The sequence below is a fragment of the Dactylosporangium salmoneum genome (genome assembly GCF_039532525.1).
GTDB classification, from domain to species: Bacteria; Actinomycetota; Actinomycetes; order Mycobacteriales; family Micromonosporaceae; genus Dactylosporangium; species Dactylosporangium salmoneum.
The window spans coordinates 128,078-149,434 of record NZ_BAAARV010000096.1 but is presented as its reverse complement, the minus strand read 5'-3'; the positions used below and the strand labels follow the sequence as shown (position 1 = coordinate 149,434).

At 73.9% G+C, this 21,357-nt stretch carries 15 protein-coding genes; 9 read left to right on the top strand and 6 right to left on the bottom strand.

Annotation, left to right across the window (positions count from 1 at the left end):
* Positions 1 to 46: 46 nt before the first annotated feature.
* The 5 genes from ABD352_RS47770 to ABD352_RS47750 are packed head-to-tail and all read left to right on the top strand — an operon-like array spanning position 47 to position 7,155.
* A complete protein-coding gene (locus tag ABD352_RS47770) occupies positions 47 to 814 on the top strand; it encodes a glycerophosphodiester phosphodiesterase family protein (RefSeq protein ID WP_344619280.1) in 768 nt (255 codons plus the stop codon).
* A gap of 19 nt (positions 815 to 833) precedes the next feature.
* Positions 834 to 2,213, top strand: a complete 1,380-nt coding sequence (locus ABD352_RS47765) for an MFS transporter (protein ID WP_344619279.1) — start codon at positions 834 to 836, stop codon at positions 2,211 to 2,213.
* 10 nt (positions 2,214 to 2,223) lie between these two features.
* Positions 2,224 to 5,115 carry an AfsR/SARP family transcriptional regulator gene (locus ABD352_RS47760; protein WP_344619278.1) on the top strand — a complete coding sequence of 964 codons (2,892 nt, stop codon included), beginning with the start codon at positions 2,224 to 2,226 and terminating at the stop codon, positions 5,113 to 5,115.
* Between the two features lie 11 nt (positions 5,116 to 5,126).
* Positions 5,127 to 5,840 carry a thymidine kinase gene (locus ABD352_RS47755; protein ID WP_425553938.1) on the top strand — a complete coding sequence of 238 codons (714 nt, stop codon included), beginning with the start codon at positions 5,127 to 5,129 and terminating at the stop codon, positions 5,838 to 5,840.
* 43 nt (positions 5,841 to 5,883) lie between these two features.
* Positions 5,884 to 7,155: an MFS transporter gene (locus ABD352_RS47750; RefSeq protein ID WP_344619277.1), complete on the top strand. Its 1,272-nt coding sequence runs from the start codon at positions 5,884 to 5,886 to the stop codon at positions 7,153 to 7,155.
* On the opposite strand, the gene ABD352_RS47745 is transcribed toward ABD352_RS47750, so the two are convergent.
* Positions 7,133 to 8,284, bottom strand: a complete 1,152-nt coding sequence (locus ABD352_RS47745; protein ID WP_344619276.1) for an erythromycin esterase family protein — start codon at positions 8,282 to 8,284, stop codon at positions 7,133 to 7,135. The genes ABD352_RS47750 and ABD352_RS47745 overlap by 23 nt on opposite strands.
* A gap of 228 nt (positions 8,285 to 8,512) precedes the next feature.
* Positions 8,513 to 9,301: an aminoglycoside phosphotransferase family protein gene (locus ABD352_RS47740; RefSeq protein WP_344619275.1), complete on the bottom strand. Its 789-nt coding sequence runs from the start codon at positions 9,299 to 9,301 to the stop codon at positions 8,513 to 8,515.
* A gap of 96 nt (positions 9,302 to 9,397) precedes the next feature.
* On the opposite strand from ABD352_RS47740, the gene ABD352_RS47735 reads away from it, so the two are divergent.
* Complete coding sequence (locus ABD352_RS47735) at positions 9,398 to 11,737, top strand: HelD family protein (protein ID WP_344619274.1); 2,340 nt, start codon at positions 9,398 to 9,400, stop codon at positions 11,735 to 11,737.
* A gap of 9 nt (positions 11,738 to 11,746) precedes the next feature.
* On the top strand, positions 11,747 to 12,109 hold the full coding sequence (locus ABD352_RS47730) for an ArsR/SmtB family transcription factor (protein WP_344619273.1): 363 nt from the start codon (positions 11,747 to 11,749) through the stop codon (positions 12,107 to 12,109).
* Here the strand turns inward: ABD352_RS47730 and ABD352_RS47725 are convergent.
* Complete coding sequence (locus ABD352_RS47725; RefSeq protein ID WP_344619272.1) at positions 12,093 to 15,038, bottom strand: NACHT domain-containing protein; 2,946 nt, start codon at positions 15,036 to 15,038, stop codon at positions 12,093 to 12,095. The genes ABD352_RS47730 and ABD352_RS47725 overlap by 17 nt on opposite strands.
* A gap of 38 nt (positions 15,039 to 15,076) precedes the next feature.
* Here ABD352_RS47725 and ABD352_RS47720 point away from each other — a divergent pair, with 38 nt between their 5' ends.
* Positions 15,077 to 15,484 carry a hypothetical protein gene (locus tag ABD352_RS47720; RefSeq protein ID WP_344619271.1) on the top strand — a complete coding sequence of 136 codons (408 nt, stop codon included), beginning with the start codon at positions 15,077 to 15,079 and terminating at the stop codon, positions 15,482 to 15,484.
* On the opposite strand, the gene ABD352_RS47715 is transcribed toward ABD352_RS47720, so the two are convergent.
* From ABD352_RS47715 to ABD352_RS47705, 3 genes are read right to left on the bottom strand one after another with little or no spacing between them, the layout of a single operon-like run.
* A complete protein-coding gene (locus ABD352_RS47715) occupies positions 15,481 to 17,730 on the bottom strand; it encodes an ATP-binding cassette domain-containing protein (protein ID WP_344619270.1) in 2,250 nt (749 codons plus the stop codon). The genes ABD352_RS47720 and ABD352_RS47715 overlap by 4 nt on opposite strands.
* Before the next feature lie 33 nt (positions 17,731 to 17,763).
* Entirely contained in the window at positions 17,764 to 18,726 is a 963-nt protein-coding gene (locus ABD352_RS47710) for an endonuclease/exonuclease/phosphatase family protein (protein WP_344619269.1), read from the bottom strand.
* A 10-nt stretch (positions 18,727 to 18,736) separates the two neighbouring features.
* Positions 18,737 to 19,918: a winged helix DNA-binding domain-containing protein gene (locus ABD352_RS47705; RefSeq protein WP_344619268.1), complete on the bottom strand. Its 1,182-nt coding sequence runs from the start codon at positions 19,916 to 19,918 to the stop codon at positions 18,737 to 18,739.
* Positions 19,919 to 19,961: 43 nt separating this feature from the next.
* On the opposite strand from ABD352_RS47705, the gene ABD352_RS47700 reads away from it, so the two are divergent.
* The coding region (locus tag ABD352_RS47700) for an acyl-CoA dehydrogenase family protein (protein WP_344619267.1) at positions 19,962 to 21,357 on the top strand (1,396 nt) is incomplete at its 3' end.

Here is a 21,357-nt window from a genome sequence, read left to right as displayed (position 1 = left end):
CCCGCTGTTGCGCAAAGTTGACCGAAGATCGCTGCATACTGACCGCGTGAGACAGCAGGTGGTCCCCTACCTCGACGCGCCAGGACCGCTGGGCTTCGCCCACCGTGGCGGGGCGTCGGCCGGTGACGAGAACACGACAGCGGCGTTCGCCCGTGCGGCCGACCTCGGGTACAGGTACATCGAGACCGACACGCACGCCACCGCCGACGGGGTCGCGGTCGTGTTCCACGATGACACGCTGGAGCGGCTGTTGGGACGCCCGGGTCGGATGATCGACTTACGGTGGGCGGACCTCCGGACCGAACGCGTCGGCGGCGCCGCGGTGGTGCCCCGCCTCGACGAGATCCTCGACGCCTACCCCGACATCAGGTTCAACATCGACGCGAAGACCGACCACGCGGCACAGCCGACGCTGGACGTCGTCGAGCGGCTCAAGGTGCACGAGCGGGTCCTGCTCGCCTCGTTCTCCTCGCCCCGGCTCGCCCGGATGCGCCGCACCGCCGGGCCCGCCGTGGCCACCTCCATGGGCATGCGCGAGGTCGCCGGGCTGTGGGCCGCCTACCGGCTCGGGCGCCGGTACACGCCCGCGCCGACCGTCGTCGCCGTGCAGATTCCCCCGCGGTACGGCCGGATCCGCCTCGCCACGAAGCCGTTCGTCGACTACTGCCACCGGGCCGGGCTGCACGTGCACCTGTGGACCATCGACGACCCGCAGGAGATCGCCTACTTCCTCGACCTCGGCGTAGATGGCATCATGACCGATCACATCGAGGTGCTCCGCGACGTCTATCTGGCCCGCGGCATCTGGTCCTGACACGCCAGAAAGGTCGACCGTGCAGTCAACGCGCCGGGAACCAGAGGAGTCGACGGTGCGCTCGACGCGCCGGGAACGGGTCGGCTGGTACTTCTACGACTGGGCCAACTCGGCGTTCCAGACCACCGTCATCACCGTCTTCCTCGGCCCGTACCTGACCTCGATCGCCGAGAAGGCGGCCGGCTGCGACGGCGACGCCTGTGACAACGCCGTCATCCACCCCCTCGGCCTGTCCATCGCCCCCGGCGCCCTGTTCCCCTACACGGTGTCGCTGTCGGTGTTCCTCACCGTGTTCGCCCTGCCGATCGCCGGGGCGATCGCCGACCGCTCGGCGCACAAGAAGCAGCTGCTGGCCCTGTTCGCCTACATCGGCGCCGCGGCCACCACCGCGATGCTGTTCCTCACCGGCGACCGGTACCTGCTCGGCGCCGGGCTGTTCCTCGTCGCGAACATCGCCTTCGGCGCCTCCATCGTGGTCTACAACTCGTTCCTGCCACAGATCGCCGACGAGGAGGACCGGGACCGGGTCTCCAGCTTCGGGTGGGCGTGGGGGTACCTCGGCGGCGGCACACTCCTGCTGCTCAACGTGGCGGCGGTGCTGTCGAAGGACGCGCTGGGGATGAGCACCGGCGAGGTCGCCCGCTACAGCCTGGTCTCGGCCGGCCTGTGGTGGGCCGGGTTCACCACCATCCCGCTGCTGGCGCTGCGCAACCGGCCCCCGCAGGCCGAGGCCCTCACCGGCGGCGGCAACGCGGTCACCGACGGGTTCCGGCAGCTGTGGCACACGCTGCGGGGCCTGCGGGCCTACCCGCTGACGCTGTTCTTCCTCGCCGCCTACCTCGTCTACAACGACGGCATCCAGACCGTCATCTCCCTGGCCAGCCAGTACGGCACCGAGGAGCTCAAGCTCAGCGACAGCGTCCTGGTCCCGACGATCCTCATGGTGCAGTTCCTCGCCTTCGCCGGCGCCCTGCTGCTCGGCAGGCTCGCCCGGGCCATCGGCGCGTGGAAGACCGTCCTGGTCAGCCTCGTGCTGTGGACGCTCGTCATCGTCGTGGCGTTCTTCCTGCCGGCCAAGCAGGCGGTGCCGTTCGTGATCCTCGGCGGCGCCATCGGCCTGGTCCTCGGCGGCAGCCAGGCCCTGTCCCGCTCGCTGTTCTCCCAGCTCATCCCCAAGGGCAAGGAGGGCGAGTACTTCGGCATCTACGAGATCTCCGACAAGGGCACCAGCTGGCTCGGGCCGCTGCTGTTCGGCCTCGCCTACGACCTGACCCGCAGCTACCGGGTCGCGATCGTCTCCCTGCTGGTGTTCTTCGCCGCCGGCTTCGTGATGCTGGCGATGGTGCCGATCCGGCGGGCCATCGAGCAGGCCGGCAACACCCCGCCCGCCCGCCTGTAGGTTCGTCCCTGTGCGTTTCGGGCTGCTCGGGCCGCTCGCGGTCGACGTCGCCGGGCGTCGCCTGGAGATTTCGGCGGCCCGCGACCGGGTCGTGCTCGCGATGCTGCTGCTGGAACCCAACCGGGTCGTCACCCTGGCCCGGCTCGTCGACGCCGTCTGGGGCGACGCGACCCCGGCCACCGCCCGCGCGCAGCTGCACACCTGCGTGTCCCGGCTGCGCCGGCACCTGCCCGGCCTCATCCACACCGACACCGCCGGCTACCGCGCCGCCGTCGTCGGCGACGACCTCGACACCCTCCGCTTCGACCGGCTCACCGCCGCCGGCCGGGCCGCCATCGCCGCCGGCGACCTCCCCGGCGCCCGGGCGCGGCTGCGCGACGCCCTCGACCTGTGGCGCGGCCCCGCCCTCGTCGACGTCGACAGCCCCGGCGTCCGGGCCGCCGCCGTCGCCCTCGAGGAGCGCCACCACGCGGCCCTCGAGGACTGCATCGACGTGGAGCTGCGGCTGGGCCTGCAGGGCGAGCTGATCAGCCGGCTCACGGCCCTCGCCGAGCAGCACCCGCTGCGGGAACGCCTGCACGGGCAGCTCATGACGGCGCTGGCCCGGGTCGGGCGCGGCGCCGACGCCGTCGCCGTCTACCGGCGCCTCGCCGCGACCCTCGACGAGCAGCTCGGGCTCACCCCCGGCGCCGAGGTGCAGCGGGTGTACCGCGACCTGCTCCACCCGCAGCCCGGCGCCCCCACCGCCCGGCGCGCGGCGGCGTCCCCGGCGCCGCCGTGGACGCTGCCCCGCGACGTCGCCGACTTCTCCGGCCGCGACGAGGTCGTGGCCCGGCTCGTCGCCGCGGCGACGCGGAGCTCCCCGGCACCGGCGGTGCTCACCGTCGACGGCATGGCCGGCGTCGGCAAGACCACCCTCGCCGTGCACGTCGCCCACCTCGTCGCCGACCGCTACCCCGACGGGCGGCTGCTCATCGACCTGCGCGCCCACGGCGAACGGCCCCCGCTCAGCCCGCACAGCGCCGCCGAGATCCTGCTGCGCCACCTCGGCCTCGACCCGGCCGGCATCCCCCAGGACCCGGCCGAGCGCTCCGCCCGCTGGCGCGGCGAGCTCGCCGACCGGCGGCTGCTCGTCATCCTCGACAACGCCGCCGACCCCGCCCAGATCGCGCCGCTGCTGCCCGGCCCCGGCGGCGCCAGCCTCGTCGTCGTCACCAGCCGGCGGCGGCTGGCAACGGCACCACCCGGCGACGGCATCTCCCTCGACGTGCTCGACCCCGGCGACGCCGCCCGGTTCCTCGCCGGGGTCGTGGGCGAGCGCGCCGCCGCCGACCCCGCCGTCACCGCCGAGGTCGTCCGGCTCTGCGGCGGCCTGCCGCTCGCCCTGCGCCTCGCCGCCGCCCGCCTGGCCCACCGTCCCTCGTGGAGCGTCGCCGACCTCGCCGACCGGCTGCGGCGGGCCAGCCCGGCCGCCGTGGACCTCACCGTCGACGGGCGCTCCGCGCACGCGGCGTTCGAGCTGTCGTACCGGCAGCTCGACGAGCCCGCCCGGCGGCTGTTCCGGTTGGCCGGGCTGCACCCCTCCGGCGAGTTCGCCGTCCCCGCCGCCGCGGCCCTCGCCGGCCTGCCCGCCGCCGAGACGTCCGCGACGCTGGGCCGGCTCGTCGACGCCCACCTGCTGCTGGAGCCGTCCGAGGGCCGGTTCCGGCTGCACGACCTGCTGCGCGAGTACGCCGCCGGGCTCGCCGCCGCCGACCCCGGCCACGCCGCCGCCACCGACCGGCTGCTGGACTGGTACGTGGCCGCGACCGCCGCCGCCACCCGCTTCTGGGAGCCCCGCCGGCACCGCGGCGCCGTCGACGGCCTCCCCGCCGTGCCGGGCACGCCCGCGTTTGCGGACCTGGCCGCCACCCGCGCCTGGCTCGACCGGGAGATCGCCAACCTCATCTCCGCGGTCCACCTCGCCGACCGGCTCGGCCGGCACCGGCACGGCGCGCTGCTGACCCGGGCCCTGTGGGGGTACCTGTTCCGCAACTCGATGAACGACGTCTCCATCGACCTGCACCGCCGCGCCCTGGCCGGCGCCGAGGCCCTCGCCGACGACGACCTCGCCGCCATGACCCACAACTACCTGGCCTCCGCCTACGCCCGCGCCGGCCACCTCGACGACGCCGCACACCACCTCGGCCGGATCGTCGGCCATCCGGACTGGGGCTTCCGGGCCCGCAACAACCTCGCCGCCGTCTACCTCTACGCCGGGCGCCTCCGCGAGGCCCTCGCCCTGCTCGAAGGGTCGATGGTCGCCATCTACGGCGCCGACCGGACCTGGGCGTTCGGCCAGTGGACGTCCCTGGCCACGATCCTGCAGCTGCTCGGCCGCACCGGCGAGGCCCTCACCGTCGCCCGCCGCGCCCACGCCGTCGGCCGCCTCGACCGGCTGCCGTCGCTGGCCGCCAACGCCCGCCTCGAGCTCGCCGTCATCCATCAGCGCCTCGGCCACCACCGGCTCGCCGCCCTGCTGCTGCGGGCGCTGCTGGCCGACCCGTCCCCGGAGATCGGCCCCGCGCTGGTGTGCCTGGCCCGCAGCCGGCTCGGGCTGGCCGAGCTGGCGCTGGGCCGGCCCGGCGAGGGCCTGGCCCTGCTCGCCGCCGCCCACCGGGCCGCCGAGCCGCTCGAGCCGCACGTGGCGTGCCTCACGGGCAACGACCTCGGCACCGGCCTGCGGCTGGCCGGCCGTCCCGCCGACGCCGCCCAGGTCCACGCCGCCGTGCTCGGCCAGGCCAAGCGCATGGGCTACCGCTACGAGCAGGCCCGCGCCCTGCAGGGCCTCGGGCTGTGCACCGGCGACCCGGCCGCGCTGCGCGAAGCCGCCGACCTCTTCGCGCAGATGGGCGCCCAGTAGGCTTCCACGCCGTGACACCAACCGACGACGACCCAACGGCCTGCGTGGCCGCCGGCGACAGCCGCCTTCGCCGCGGCGGCCGGCTGAAGTTCTTCTACGGCCCGATGGACTGCGGCAAATCCACCCTCGCGCTGCAGATGGACTACAACCACGCCCGCCAGGGCCGCCACGGCATGGTGCTGACCACCATCGACCGGGCCGGCCCGGGCCGGCTCAGCACCCGCATCGGCCTGGGCAAGGACGCCGTCGACGTGGCCGGCCTCGACCTGCGCGACCTCGTGCGGGACCGGTGGGCCCGCGGCATCCGGGTCGACTACCTCATCTGCGACGAGGCCAGCTTCTACACCGTCGAGCAGATCGAGCAGCTGGCCGACCTCGTCGACAACTCCGACGTCGACGTCTACGCCTTCGGCCTGGCCACCGACTTCCGCACCGCGCTGTTCCCGGCCGCGCAGCGGCTCTTCGAGCTCGCCGACGAGGTCACCCGGGTCCAGGTCGAGGTGCTGTGCTGGTGCGGCCGGGCCGGGCTGCTCAACGCCCGGGTCGTCGACGGCGTCATCGCCCGCGAGGGCGACCAGGTCGTCATCGGCGACACCACCGCCGACGGCGCGGTCCCCGACACCAGCCCGGCCGACGTGCACTACCAGGTGCTGTGCCGCCGCCACCACCGCACCGGCAACCTCGGGCCCGCCGCCCGCGCCGGGGGCCAGCTGCGCCTGGTGTAAATCGGGTGCCGCGGCGCGCTCGCGGCCGTAGGCTCCCGGGTTCGTGCGCCTCCGTGACTTTCGCCTCGACGTGCGGCCGCTGCGGCATCGGGACTTCCGGCTGCTGCTGGGCAGCGGCGTGATCACGATGTTCGGCAGCTTCATCACGCTCGTCGCCGTGCCGTTCCAGCTCGCGCTGCTCACCGGGTCGTACGTCGCGGTCGGTGTCGTCGGCGTGGTCGAGCTCGTCCCGATGGTCCTCAGCGGGCTGTGGGGCGGTGCGATCGCCGACGCGGCCGACCGGCGGCGGGTGGTGCTGTGGTGCGAGGCCGGGATGGCCGTGTGCACCGGCGGGCTGCTCGTCAACGCGCTGCTGCCCAGCCCCGCGGTGTGGCCGCTGTACGTCGTGGCCGGTGCCGTCGCCGCGCTCGACGGGCTGCAGCGGCCCTCGCTGAACGCGCTCATCCCGCGGCTGGTGCCCCGCGACGAGCTGACCGCGGCCAACGCGGTGCAGGCGCTGCGCTTCCAGATCGGGGCGATCGCCGGGCCGGCGGTCGGCGGGGTCCTGGTCGTCGCGGCCGGCGTGCAGGCCGCGTACGCGATCGACGTGGCGACGTTCCTGGCCTCGATCGCGCTGCTGTACGCGCTGCGGCCGGTCCCGCCGTCGGAGCACGCCGAACGGCCGAGCCTCGCCGCCATCGCCCGCGGCGCGCGGTACGCCTGGTCCCGCCCGGAGCTGCTGGGCACCTACTTCGTCGACCTCGCCGCGATGTTCCTGGCGATGCCGATGGCCCTGTTCCCGTTCGTGGCCGACGCGCTGCACGCCCGGTGGGCGCTGGGGCTGCTGTACGCCGCGCCGACCATCGGCTCCCTGGTGATCTCCCTCACCAGCGGGTGGACGTCCCGGGTGCACCACCACGGCCGGGCGGTGCTGATCGCCGCCGGGGTGTGGGGTCTGGCCATCGCCGGGTTCGGTATGGCACCCGAGATCTGGAGCGCGCTGGCGCTGCTGGCCGTGGCCGGCGGCGCCGACATGGTGTCCGGGCTGTTCCGCTCCACGATCTGGAACCAGACGATCCCCGACCACCTGCGCGGCCGCCTCGCCGGGATCGAGCTGCTGTCGTACTCGATCGGCCCGACCGCCGGGCAGCTGCGCGCCGGCCTGATGGCCGGATGGGTCGGCCTGCGCCCGGCGATCGTCGCCGGCGGCCTGCTGTGCTCGGGCGTGGTCGCGGTCTGCGCCCCGCTGATGCCGGGCTTCACCCGCTACGACGCCCGAACCGACCCGCACCGGCAGGCCGCGCAGGCGGCCGCTACCGCGGCGGCGACTCCTTGATGAAGGCGATCCCGTCGTAGTTGCGGACGTGGGCCGGGGCCAAGGGGGCGTACCCGAACCAGGGCGACACCCGCGGTGCCGCGGCGGCGAGCCCGTCGCCCGCGTGGCGGAGGTCGACGAGGAAGCGTTGCTCCGGGCCGGCGTACAGCATCCCCTCGATCGTGTCCGGCGGCGGCTCGTCGACCCCGTGGTGGCGGATGGTGCCCAGTCCGGTGGCGACGAACGCGTAGCCGTCGCGCAGGTCGGTGGCGGCAATCGCCCCGGCGCTCCACCACTGCAGTTCCGTGCCGCCCATCCGCATCGCGGACTTGTCCCGCTGCAGGTGGGCGTTGTGGGCGTGGACGAGGGTGGGTGCGTGCGCGGCGAGGGCGAGCAGATTGGCGGCCATCATGGCGTCGCGCTGGGCGCAGAGCCTGCCCAGCCGTTGCGGCGACGGGTCGGCGAGCCCGGCGTGGTAGCGCAGCAGCCCCACCGCGGTGCGCGCGTAGAGCCGCAGGAGGTCCAGGTCGCCGGCCTCCGGGGCGTGCGCTTCGAGGAGCCCGGCGAGGTCGTCGGCGATGAGCCGCAGCCGCCGCGCCTCGGCGCCGCGCCCGATGGACCGGCTCGGGTCCATCATCGCGTCCGGGTTCGTCCAGCGTTCGTCGTCGCCGAGCAGCTCGTCGAGCTCGGCGACGGTGCACGGCACCAGGCCGGGGCCGAGGCCGGCGTGCAGCGCGGTGAGGGCGGGGCGGGGGCTGGCGGCGCCGCTCATCTCCAGCGGCCCGTCGAACCCGGCGAACCGGACCTGCTCGGCCTCGGGACGGCCCGCGTTGTGGGCGCGCATCCAGCGGACCAGGTCACGGTTGGCGGCGGACTCCCCGAAGCCGTGGCTGAACCCGCGGGCCATGACGTCGTCGAGGTCGCCCCGGCCGGTGGTGACGTAGGCGTCGACGACGAGGCCGAGGAGGCAGTCGCTCTCGATGGCGATTCGGCGGTACCCCTCCGTCTCCACCAGCTCGCGGAAGAGATCGTTGCGCAGCTCGAGCAGCACGTCCTCGCCGTGGGTGGGCTCACCGAGCGCGAGCAGCCGCGGCCGCCGGCCCAGCATCCCGATGAGACCGGCGGCGCCGATGGGAGCAGTAGCAGTCATACCCCTGAACCGTACCGCTGAACCGACGGTTGAACCTTCCGCGCGGCCCGGCACCGCCGGCGGCGCACTAACCCTCAAACCGAGGGGAGATAGCCGGTGTCGTTGAAGGCGATGAGGGACGGCGGCCGAGCGGTGTCCCACTCGACGATGGTGACGGTCATCCGTCGATTGTGCGGGGTTGTGCACCGCCTGTGGACAACAGCCTGTGGATAAGTGGAGAACCGTCCGTCACCGCAGGTCAGCTGGGGGGTTCTCGGCGACGGCGAGCCAGGCGTCGGCCTCGGCCGGGTCGTGGAAGCGGATGGACCAGTCCACCTGGCGCAGGCTCATGTGCGCCCAGCACGCCTCCAGGACCTCGGGCGGGGCGAGCCGCGCGGCCTCGGCGGCCAGCGGCGGGGCCAGGGCCGGGGCGCGGCGGCAGACGTAGAACAGCAGGGTGACCAGGTCGAAGGCGCGGGTACCGCGGCCGGCGCCGTCCCAGTCGACGATGCCGGTCAGGGCGCCGTCGGGGGCGACGAGGACGTTGCCGGGGTGGAAGTCGACGTGGACCAGGTCGTCGCCCGGGAGGGTGTCCAGGGCAACGCGGCGGATCGAGGACAGCAGCGCGGCCGAGCGCGCGGAATACTGCGCCAGGGAGTCGTGGTGGCAGAAGCCGGGGCCGGGCTGGTGGAGGTACAGGTGCAGCGGCGGGACCTCGGTGGCGCGCAACAGGCCGGCGAAACGGCGGCTCACCGCGGTCATCTCGTCGACCAGGCGCTGGTCGACCCGTTCCGGCGGGCGGCCCGGCAGCAGCGACTGCACGACGACGCGGCCGTCGATCAGGTCGTAGGACGGGGCGGGGATGCCGGCCGCGCGGGCCAGGCCGAGCAGGGGCGTACTGGCCGGGTTGCCCTCCGACAGCACGCCGCGGCGGCCGTCGGGCCAGCGGACGTAACCGGCGCCGATCTCGCCGCCGGTGCAGGGGCCTTCGTAGGCCAGGCCCAGACGGGCGGCGTGCCGTGCCGCGTCGATTCGCACCGGAGGGCCGCCAAGGGCTATGGTTGATCGCTCTGGCATGAAAAAAGACGCCCTAAAGGGCGCCGATGTTGTGAATGTTAGCCGACTGGAGACGGGTTGTCAAACTCATCCGACACCGCCGACATCGTCGAGGAGCAGGGGCATCTCGACACGCTCTACGGGCACCTCGACCGGCTGCGGGAGGACGCGGCCGGGTCGCTGTCGCGGGCGCTGCTGCAGACCGGGGGGACGCCCGCGGACCGCTCGCACCGGGACTCCTCGGCGGCGCTGTACAACGAGCGGCTGGCGCAGTACTCCGCGGTGGAGAACGGCCTGTGCTTCGGCCGGCTCGACTTCGCCGACGGTGAGCGGCGCTACATCGGCCGCATCGGCATCTTCGACGAGGACAACGACTACGAGCCGCTGCTCATCGACTGGCGGGCGCCGGCCAGCCGGCCCTTCTACCTGGCCACGGCGGCCGCGCCGGACGGGGTGCGCCGGCGCCGGCACATCCGCACCGACCGGCGGACCGTCACCGGCCTCGACGACGAGGTGCTCGACCTCACCGAGGCCCACGGCACCGGGCGCGGCGCCCACGACGGGGTGACCGGCGAGGCGGCGCTGCTGTCGGCGCTGACCGCGTCGCGCACGGGCCGGATGCGCGACATCGTCGAGACCATCCAGGCCGAGCAGGACCACGTCATCCGGGCCGACCTCGGCGGGGTGCTGGTCGTGCAGGGCGGGCCGGGGACCGGCAAGACCGCGGTGGCGCTGCACCGGGCCGCGTATCTGCTCTACACCCACCGGCAGGTGCTCTCCTCGCGGGTCGTGCTCATCGTCGGGCCGAACACGACGTTCCTGCGGTACATCTCCCAGGTCCTGCCCTCCCTCGCGGAGACCGGCGTGCTGCTGGGCACCATGGGTGACCTGTTCCCCGGGGTCACCGCGCACCGCGAGGAGCCCGCCGAGCTCGCCGCGATCAAGGGCCGCGCCGAGATGGCCGACGTGCTCGCCGCGGCCGTGCGCGACCGGCAGCGGGTGCCGGACGAGCCGCTCCCGCTGCGCCTCGACCTGCTCGACGGCGGCACCGTCATGCTGGAGCCGGCCGTCATCGAGGACGCCCGCGAGCGCGCCCGGCGCACCGGCAAGCTGCACAACCTGGCCCGCCCGGCGTTCGACACGGAGATCATCCACGCGCTGTCGCTGGTCGTCGCCGACATGATCGGCCTGGACCCGTACGCCGACGACCCCCTCGGCGGCGACGACGCCCCCGGCGAGGCCCAGCTGCTCGAGGAGGCCGACCTCGCCGAGATCCGCCGCGAGCTGCGCGGCGAGGCCGAGGTCCTCGGCGCCCTGGACTGGCTGTGGCCGATCCTCACCCCGCAGCAGCTCGTCGCCGGCCTCTTCGCCTCCGATGCCCGCCTCGCCGCGGCCGGCGCCGACCCGCGCCTGAAGCGCTCCGTCCGCGAGGGCTGGACCCCGGCCGACGTGCCGCTGCTGGACGAGGCCGCCGAACTGCTCGGCGAGGACGAGACCGTCCTGGAGATCATCGCCGAGCGGCGCCGCCGCCAGCAGGTCGCCTACGCCGAGGGCGCCCTGGAGATCGCGTTCGGCTCCCGCTCGATCGACGTCGAGGACGAGGACGACCCCGAGCTCCTCATGGTCACCGACCTGCTGGAGGCCGACCGCCTCGCCGAGCGCCACGACGACGGCGAGGCCCTCACCCCGGCCGAGCGCGCCGCCGCCGACCGCAAGTGGGCGTTCGGCCACGTCATCGTCGACGAGGCCCAGGAGCTCTCGGCGATGGCCTGGCGGCTGCTCATGCGCCGCTGCCCGAGCCGCTCGATGACCGTCGTGGGCGACGTGGCCCAGACCGGCGACCTGGGCGGCGCCTCGTCGTGGTCGCAGGTCCTCACCCCGTACGTGGGCGAGCGCTGGCGGCTGCGGGAGCTCACCGTCAACTACCGCACCCCGGCCGAGATCATGTCGGTGGCCGCGGGCGTCCTGGCCGGCATCGACCCGGACATCCAGCCGCCCCGCTCGGTCCGCCAGGCCGGCGTCGAGCCGTGGATCCGCGGCGTCGCCCCGGCGCGGCTGCCCGAGGCCCTGACGGAGGCGGTCGAGCACGAGGCCGAGGCCGTCGGCGAGGGACGCCTCGGCGTGCTGCTCCCGGCGGGCATCTTCGAGGATCTGGTACCGCACGTGCGCAAGGCCGTCCCGGACGCCGCGGTCGGCGAGCAGCCCGACCTCACCGCCCGGGTCGTGGTGCTGACGGTCAAGCAGGCGAAGGGCCTCGAGTTCGACGGGGTGATCGTCGTGGACCCGGAGCTCCTGGTCGAGGAGTCCCCCCGCGGCGCCAACGACCTCTACGTGGCCCTGACCCGAGCCACCCAGCGCCTCGGCATCCTGCACCCGGGCACCCTTCCCGACTCCCTGCATGCCGTCGTGGGCATATAAGCTCGACGGGTGGTAGCGCCGTTCGAAGTCCTGGCCGAGCCGACCCGCCGCCGCATCCTTGACGCGCTGCTGGACGGCCCCCAGCCCGTCGGCGCCCTGACCGACCGCCTGGGCCTGACCCAGCCCGGCACCTCGAAGCACCTGCGGGTGCTGCGGGAGGCCGGGCTGGTCCGCGTGCGCACTGATGCGCAGCGCCGCTACTACGAGCTGCGACCGGAGCCCCTTGCGGAGATTGACGCGTGGCTGGCCCCGTACCGCCGGCTGTGGCACCGCCACCTGAACGCCCTGGAAGCGGCGCTGGACGCGGACAACGAGGGGGAAAGCTGGGAGCGTGATGGGTCGGACTCCAGCACGCTCACCGAGCCGACCTGAGCCTAGCAACCCCCTTTCGGCTACTTTCCAGCGCGGTCTCCAACTGTGCGGCAAGCGCGCTTTCGGCGCCGACAAGGGCCCGCAAGCTCTTCACCACCACGTACGCGCCATGCTTATCGGTCGCCAAACACTTCGTCCTCTCCAGCAGCATCCGCGCCACGTCGGCCGGTGGCAGCACCCCCAGGTCGTCACCGAGCTGACGCCACACGAGTTGCACGAACCGGGCCGACGTCAGGTTCCTCGAGCATGCGTCGAGGGCGTGGCCGTACATGGCGATGCGATCGGCGGCCGGCATGTCGTCCGCGGGTCTCAGCAGCAGTTCGAGCAGCATGCGATAGGTCGAGGCCAGGCCGTCGCCCGTGCCGATCAGCGCTGGTGGGCCAAGATCGCGCCAGATTGGGATCATCATGTCGGACGGTCCCCGATCCTCCTGCAGGAATGAGGCGAGCCGGGCTGTCCGCCAGCCTGGGCTGTCGGCATCCGCCTGGAAGTCCGCGAACGGCCCGTCCGGCGTGACGGCCCAGCCCAGGGAACGAAGCACAGCGACAGGGCCGCCGGGATATGACACCGTGACGTCGGCGCTGTCGGACTCGACGCGCAGCACGTCGACGAGGCGTTCGAAGTCCTCCGTCGGCATCTGGCTCTGCCAGAAGCGGGCATACCGGTTCCATATGCCGGGGCCGGCACCCTCGAAAAGGTCGGCTCCGCGGATCGGGCCGCGGGCCAGGACGACGGCCAGCCACACCAAATTGGCCGAGAACGCGGCGTGACGGGCGGCGACCGGGCGCCGCTCCGGCTCGTACTCGGGCAGGGACCATCTCGGGTGCGGGTAGCCGGCGTCCGGCAGCAGCTCCAGGACCAGGTCGAGGCACTCGGCGCGCCGGCGCTCGTCGAGGGCCTCCAGCATTGTCTGGCAGAAGGAGCGCAGCGGGCCCCGGCGGGTGATCGTGATGAACGACGTCGCCGCGTAGAAGTAGCCGGCGTCGAGGTGACCCGGCTGGCGGCGCCCGGCCCGGTAGGCGCGGTCGGCGGCGAGGTCGGTCAGGGCGGTGACGATGTGCCGCGCGGCCAGGAACTCGCCGAAGGTGGCGTGCAGGAACTCGAAGCTCGTCTCGGGATGCCCGACGTCCCGCGTCGCCTGGGAGTCGTGGATGAAGAAGAAGCGGCCGACCAGGAACTGCCCGACGGTGAGCGCCCGGTTGAGGCCTCGGGGGTCGTGCCGCGGCAGGTCGTCCGGGTCGAGCAGGTGCGGGATGTCGTCGTTGAGCTCGGCCTCGGTGATCACGTCGCCGCCGCGGTTGAGCATTGCGATCGCGACCGCTGTCAGGCGCCGCCACTCACGGTCGACCTCCTCGCGGCGTACGGCCTCGGTGAGGTCCGGGCCGAGCTTCTCGACCTCGCGGTCGATGAAGTCGGCGAAGAGCCGCTCGTACAGCTCCGCCCGGCCCAGGTCAGCCTCGCAGCGCTGCAGCGCGTTGGCGGTCGCGTCGTACAGGGCGAGCAGGAGCAGCAGCAGCGGCTGCCCGGCCAGCTCCGGGTGGGCCAGCACCGCCTCGGCCGGCAGCCGTTCGAGCGAGCGGGTGGCCAGCTTGGCGGTGTTCGCGCCGTTCCACACGTCCAGCCACGAGCGGATCCGGGGCTCGTCGAAGGGCTCCAGCCGCACGACGACCGTGCCGTCCGGGAACCGGGCCCGGTCAGCGACCACGGTGCGGCTGGTGACCACGGCCGCCACCGGCCGCCCGACGTCGGCCTCGCGCTCTTGGAACTGCCGCACCCGCTCCAGATAGTCGGACTGGTTGACCCCGGTGACCTGCAGCAGCTCGTCGAAGCCGTCGAGCAGCACCACCGGCAGTGCGTCCCCGGCACTGCGCGACAGCTCGGCCCACCCGATCCGTTCGCCGATCTCCTGGTACAGCGCCTGCTCGATCTGGTGCTGTACCGAGGTGTCGGCCGGTACGCTGCGCAGCTCCACCCGCACCACCAGGAAGTCGTTCTCCGGCATGGTGGCGGCGAGCACCCGGGTCAGCACCGACTTGCCCGACCCGGGCTGGCCGAGCACGACGAGCGGGGCCGCCACGGCCCAGGGGGTGGTGAGGTGGGCGCCCAGGAAGCCGCCGAGATCCTCGACCGGGCGGCCTTCGTTCCACCACGACTCCGACGCGGGACTGCCGAAGGTATAGGCCCGCACCCGACACCGCGGCGAGACGTAGGCGGCGCCGAGAGCCGGCATCTCCACGTGGTGCGGTACCGCGGCCGATTCAAGGATGCTCCGGTCGAGGCGCAGGCGGTAACGCCTGGCGAGGTCGGCCCGCCGGGCGTCGGCCGCCGCGCCGGTGCTCATCGACGCGAGGAGCTGGCGCAGCGCGGCCGTCTCCGGCGCGGCCCATGCCCCGAATTCCGCGACGTTCGCGGCCAGCCGCGCGTAGGCCAGGCCGTACGTCTTGCTGGCGCCGGGCGCCGCGTATACGCCGAGCAGTACATCGACCGACTCGTAGTAGTGGCGGTGGTGTTCGCGGTTCGCGTGGAAACCCTCGTCTGGCGTGGGTGCCGGCAACGGCTGCTCGATGAGGAAGTCCACGGCCTCGTCGTGGCGACGGCGCGTGAAGCGGATCGAGTTGATCTCGTCCTGGTCGATGCTTTCGAGATAGGCGGTCACGACCAGTATCGAGTGGGCGGCAAGCAGGATCTCGGTGCGCTCGAAACGGCCGATGCCGGTGACCCGCTCCGGCAGGCCCAGCAGAACGTCGGCGCACCACTCGATCAGCCGCCGGCGCTGGGCGAATAAGGACCCGTTGCCGATCAAGTCGAAACCATCGCCATCGACATCAATCATCGTGGCGAGCAGGGCGGTGATGGGGCCGTCGGCGCCGTCCAGGAGGGTGACCGCGTCGCGGTAGCTCAGGGACCGTGAGGCGTACGGTATGCGCACCGTGTGACCGTAGCGGAACTGGTGGCATGATCACGTACGTGGATCAGGCTGCGTTGTTGGTGGCGGTGGAGATTGAGCCCGAATACGGGCAGATCGCGCTCAAGGCCGGCCGGCTCGGGGCGGCGGAGGACGGGTACTGGGCGCCGCAGTGGGAGGGTGACGAAGGGGCGGTGTCCGGCAGCGGGTGCATTCTCGTGGCGACGCGGCCCGACTCCGACGGCGTGGTCGACGTGGCCGTGTTTCGCGGGCGGCCGCACTTCGACGGGGACTGGGCGCGCGTGCACACCGCGCGGGTCGTCGTCGAGGAGGGCGGCGGGCTGGCGGTCGCGATGACGGTCAGCGACGAGGAGACGCCGGTGCCGGTCGGTGCAGGGGCGTACGGGGTCGAGGTGTGGGTGCGGCCCCCGGCGCTGCCGGAGGCCGTCACCTTCGTGCTGATCGACTAGGCGACTTCCTGGCGCAGGGCGTCGGCCGTGTGGGACGGGGAGAAGGCCAGGAGGTCGGAGGGCGTGCCCTCGAAGATGACCTGGCCGCCGGCGGCGCCGCCCTCCGGGCCGAGGTCGATGATCCAGTCGGCGTTCTTGATGATGTCGAGGTTGTGCTCGATGACGATGACCGAGTTGCCCTGGGTGACGAGGCGGTCGATGATCGCGAGCAGGTGCTGGATGTCGGACATGTGCAGGCCCGTGGTGGGCTCGTCCATGACGTAGACGGTGCCGGACTTGTGCAGCTCGGTGGCGAGCTTCACGCGCTGGCACTCGCCGCCGGACAGGGTGCTCAGGGGCTGGCCGAGGCGCAGGTAGTCCAGGCCGACGTCGACCAGGGCGCGCAGGATCGGCTGGAGCTTCTTCTCCGGGAAGAACGCGGCGGCCTCCTCGGCGGTCATGTCGAGGACCTCGGCGATGGTGCGGTCGCGGAGGCGGTGCTGCAGGACCTCGGGGCGGAAGCGGCGGCCCTCGCACTCCTCGCAGGTGGACTTCAGGCCGTCCATGAACGCCAGGTCGGTGTAGATGACGCCGAGGCCCTGGCAGGCGGGGCAGGCGCCCTTGGAGTTGAAGCTGAACAGGCCGGGGCTGACCTTGTTGGCCTTGGCGAACAGGGCGCGGATCTCGTCCATGACGCCGGTGTAGGTGGCGGGGCTGGAGCGGATCGAGGCGCCGACGGCGGACTGGTCGATGACGATGGCCTGCGGGTGTTGGGCCAGGAACGCCTCGTTCACCAGGGAGCTCTTGCCGGAGCCGGCCACGCCGGTGACGACGGTGAGCACGCCGGCGGGGAAGTCGACGGTGACCTTGCGCAGGTTGTGCACGGCGGCGTCGGTGACGGTGAGCACGCCGGTGCGCGGGCGGACCTCGGTCTTCAGCGGCAGGCGGTGGCGCATGTGGCGGCCGGTCAGGGTGGGGGCGTCGGCCAGGGCGGCGACGCTGCCGGCGTAGACGACCTCGCCGCCGTGGGCGCCGGCCTTGGGGCCGATGTCGATGACGTGGTCGGCGATGGCGATGACGTCGCGGTCGTGCTCGACGACGAGGACGGTGTTGCCCTTGTCGCGCAGCTTGCGCAGGAGGGTGTTGAGCCGGGCCACGTCGCGGGCGTGCAGGCCGATGCTGGGCTCGTCGAAGACGTACATCATGTCGGTCAGCGCGCTGGACAGGTGCCGGACCATCTTGATGCGCTGCGACTCGCCGCCGGACAGGGTCGCGGTCTCCCGGTCGAGGCTCAGGTAGCCCAGGCCGATGGTGACGAGGTTGCCGACCCGGTCCAGGAGGCTCTCCACCATCGGCGCGGCCACCGGCGCGTCGACGGTGCGCAGCACCTCGACCAGTTCGGTGGCCTCCAGGGCGTTCAGCTCGACGATGGAGCGGCCGGCGACCCGCACCGACCGGGCGGCCTCGTTGAGCCGGGCGCCGCCGCAGGACGGGCAGACGGCCTCGGTGACGTACTGCGCGACCCGGTTGCGGGTGCGCTCCGACATCTCGGCCACGTCCCGCTTGATGAACAGCCGGGTGAACTTCTCCACGACGCCCTCGTAGGTGGCGTTCATCTGCCCGCCCCCGACGGCGACGGGCAGCTTCCCGCGGCCGTGCAGCAGGTTGTGCCACTCCTGCTCGTCGTAGCGCTCCAGGGGCTTGTCCATGTCGAAGAACCCGCTGGCCGCGTACATCTGCCAGTACCAGGTCCCCGGCTGGAAGTCCGGGTGCAGCAGGGCACCGTCGTTGAGGGACTTGCCGCGGTCGAGGAACGCGTCGAGGTCGAGGGTGGTGATCCGGCCGATGCCCTCGCACTCGGGGCACATGCCCTGCGGGTCGTTGAACGAGAACAGGTTGGACGCCCCGAGCTGCGGTGTGCCGACCCGGGAGAACAGCAGCCGCAGGATGGCGGAGATGTCGGTGATGGTGCCGACCGTGGAGCGGGACCCGCCGCCGAGGCGCTTCTGGTCCACGACGATGGCGGCGGAGAGGTTCTCGACCGAGTCGAGGTCGGGCTGGCCGTACTTCGGCAGCCGCGCCCGCGCGAAGGCGGTGAACGTCTCGTTGAGCTGCCGCTGCGCCTCGGCCGCGATGGTGTCGAAGACCAGCGACGACTTGCCGGACCCGGACACGCCGGTGAAGACGGTGATGGCCTGCTTGGGCACCTCGACGGTGACGTTGCGGAGGTTGTTCTCCCTGGCTCCGACGATCCTGATCGAGTTCAACGACCCTCCCGTGTGCGCGACGAAGGAAACACCTTACAACGTAGAGGGTTTCAGGACCAGCTCCGCAACGACGGCCCGGTGGTCGGAGTCGGCGGTGACGCGGGTCCCGAACTCGCGCACCCCGACGCGCCGGGAGACCAGGACGTGGTCGAGCGCCACCGGCGGCGTCCAGAACGGCAGCGCCGCGTGCGCCGAGGTCATCCGCGGCCACGTCGGCGCCAGCCCACGCCCGCGCACGGAGGCGGCGTCGCGGAACCCGGCCCGCAGCAGCCGGCGCAGCGCCGCGTGGTCGAGGGTGGCGTTGAAGTCGCCGAGCAGCACCACCGGCGGGCCGGCCGGGCCGGGCCGCGGCTGGTCGGCGAGATTGTCCCGCCACACCCGCAGGCGCCCCGGCCGCGGCGGGTACGGGTGCGCCGACTCGACCAGCACCTCCCCCGCGCCGGGCACCCGCACGAGGCCGCGGGTCTGCGCCATCGGGATCGGCGGGAGCAGCCGCACCTCGGGCTCGTCGATCGGGTGCCGGCTGAACAGCCCGGCCCCGCCGCCGCCCGGCCGCGGCGCGACCACCCGGTGCGGCAGCAGCGCCTCGATCCCGGCCGCGTCCAGCGCGGCGAGGCCCTCCTCGGTGAGCTCCTGCACGGCGAGGACGTCGATGTCGTCGACCTTCACCTGCTCGACGAACCGGGCGGTGGCCCCGGCCCCGTAGAGCAGGTTGGCCGCCATCACCCGCAGCCGTACCCCGCCGGCGGGCACCCGCGCGGGCACGAGCCGCGGCGCGACCAGGCCGGCCAGCACGACGCCGGCGGCCAGGCAGAGCGCCCCCGGCCAGGTCGCCCCGGCGGCGACGACGGCCCCGCCGGCGAGGAGGGCACCGGCGGCGGCATACGGGGTGTACGTCACGAGCTGCGTCAGCGGCGTCCCCCGCTCCGCCCCGAGCAGCCGCACCGCCGCGAACGCCGCGGCCAGCCCGGCGACCAACCAGCACACCACCGTCATGCGCTGCACGCTACCCAGTGGGTGTGACAGTTTCCGTCAGCCTTCGCTCCAGTGGCGCCCGGAACCGCGGTGTCACCCGCGCCTCCCCGAGCCACCCGGCAAGCTCACCGGCGGCGGAGGCGATCGCCCGGCGGGTCGCCGCGGGCACCTCCTCCAGCAGCTCCACGGCCACCTCGCCGGTCGGCCGCTGCGCCCACCCGCCGACGATCCGCCCGCCCGCCCACACGGTCGGGCCGGCGTTTCCGGTGCGGTCGAACAGCTCCGGGGCGTGCTGCCCGAGGTACCAGTGGCGGCTCTGGAATCCCATCACCGTCGGGTCGAGTCCGGGCAGCAGGGCGACCCACGGCCCCGGGTCCTCGACCGGGTCGGTGTCGCCGGGCAGCACGTATCCGGTCTCGCCACCGTCCAGGCCGGCCTCGACCGCCTCCAGGGCGCGCAGCGCGGCCCGGGTCTGCGTCATCGTCCAGCCGGTCCACCACTTGAGGTCGGCGGCGGTGCCGGGGCCGTAGCGGGCCAGCCAGGCCCGGGCCAGCTCGGTCCGCGCGGTCGCCGGGTCCGGCTCCCGCATCGGCTCGGGGAGCCAGTCGGGCAGGCACGACCAGGCGTACTGGGTGCTGATCCAGCTGCCGAGCGGGCGGCCGCGCACGATCCGGCCGTCGGCGGCGAGCAGGAACAGCAGCCGGCTGGTGACGTACTGGCTGCCCTGCGGCAGCACCATGAGGGTGCGCAGCCGCGGCTCGTCGGCGGCCAGCTGGGCGGCGGTCGCGCTCCCCCGGCGGCGCAGCGCCTCGTACGTCGACTCCTCCACGTCGGCGAGCCAGGCGGCGTCGCCGACCCCGGTCTGGGCCAGGTGGCGCAGCAGGTGCTTGCGCTGCTCGGCGGCGACCGCGCGGGTCGCGCCGGCCTGCACGACCCCGGCGAACCCGACCGGCACGACGAACATGGTGCGCCGCATGCCGAGCATCCGCAGCAGGCTCCGCCGCTCGTACAGCGCCTCCTCGACGTTCGCGACCAGCGGCGCGTGCAGCCGGGCGGCGACCGACAGGTGCACGGTCGCCGGGTCGGTCGCGTGCAGGGCCACCAGGTCGGCGGCGACGTCCTCGGGCCCCTTGCCGGGCGGTACCGGCCCGGCGAGCCCGTGCCGCCGGGCGAGCCGGGCCCGGCGCTGCTCGTTGTCGATGTGGAGCGTCACGCGATCAAGTATCGCCACCGTACCGGGCGGTAACCTGTGTGCCATGACGCGATTCGTGCAGAGTGGCCCGGCGCTGCGTGACCCGTACACCGCCGACCCCCAGCTGCGGGGCTGGCTGGACCGGCTGCTCGGCGAGGACGGCCACGCCGCCGCCAAGCAGCGCCTGGCCGACCTGTCCGCCGAGGTGCTGGGGCCGCTGCGGGAGGCGCACCACGACGCCGAGACGCACCCGCCGTCGCTGACCCGGTTCGACGCCTGGGGCCGCCGCGTCGAGCGCGTCGACACCAGCGCCGGCTGGCAGGCGCAACGGGCCGCGGCGGCCCGGCACGGCGTCGTCGCGCTGCCGTACCTGCCGGACGCCCGCGCCGCGTGGGGCCCGGGCGGGCGCGTCGTCCAGCACGCCCTGCTGCACCTGTGGGGCCCCGAGTCGGCGACGTTCTCCTGCCCGGTCGCGATGGCCGACGGCGCCGCCGCGCTGCTCGCCCAGGCCGGCGCCCAGGGCGGGTGGCTGGCCCGCCTCACCTCCACCGACCCGGCCGTCGCCGTCACCTCCGGGCAGTGGATGACCGAGTCGCAGGGCGGCTCCGACATCGCCCGCTCCACCACCACCGCGCACCCCGACGGCAGCGGCGGCTGGCGCCTCACCGGCGACAAGTGGTTCTGCTCGGCGATCGACTCGGCGATGGCGGTCGCGCTGGCCCGCCCCGAGGGCGCCGGCCCCGGGTCCCGCACCCTGGTGCCGTTCCTCGTGCCCCGCTACGCCGCCGACGGCGTGCGCCCCGCCGAGGGCCTGCAGGTGCTGCGCCTCAAGGACAAGCTGGGCACCCGCGCGGTACCGACCGGGGAGGTCCGGCTCGACGGCGTCGAGGCGTTCCCGCTCGCCGACCCGGCCCAGCCCGGCCTGGCCAGCATGATGACCCTCGTCGTCGTCACCCGGCTGCACAACGCGGCCGCGGCGGCCGGCGGGATGCGCCGCGGCCTCGAGTACGCGCTGAGCTACGCGGCCGAGCGCACCATCGCCGGCGGGATCCTCGCCGACCACCCGCTGCACCGCGCCACCCTCGGCGGCCTCGCCGTCGACGCCGCCGGCGCGTTCGCGCTCGCCGCGCACTCGTTCGCGCTGCTGGGCCGGGCCGAGCACGGCGACGCCGCCGCGGCCGCCGAGCTGCGCCTCGTCGCGCCGCTGGCCAAGCTCACCACCGGCCGGCTCGCGGTCGCGTCGGCCAGCGAGTACCTGGAGGCGTTCGGCGGCGCCGGCTACGTCGAGGACACCGGCGTACCCCGGCTGCTGCGCGACGCCCAGGTCCTGCCGATCTGGGAGGGCACCACGAACGTGCTCTCCGTCGACGTGCTGCGGGCCCTGTCGGGCGCGGACGGGGCGGCGCCGCTGCTGCACCGGCGCACCGCGGCCGCCGTCGCCGGCAGCGACCGCCTGTCCG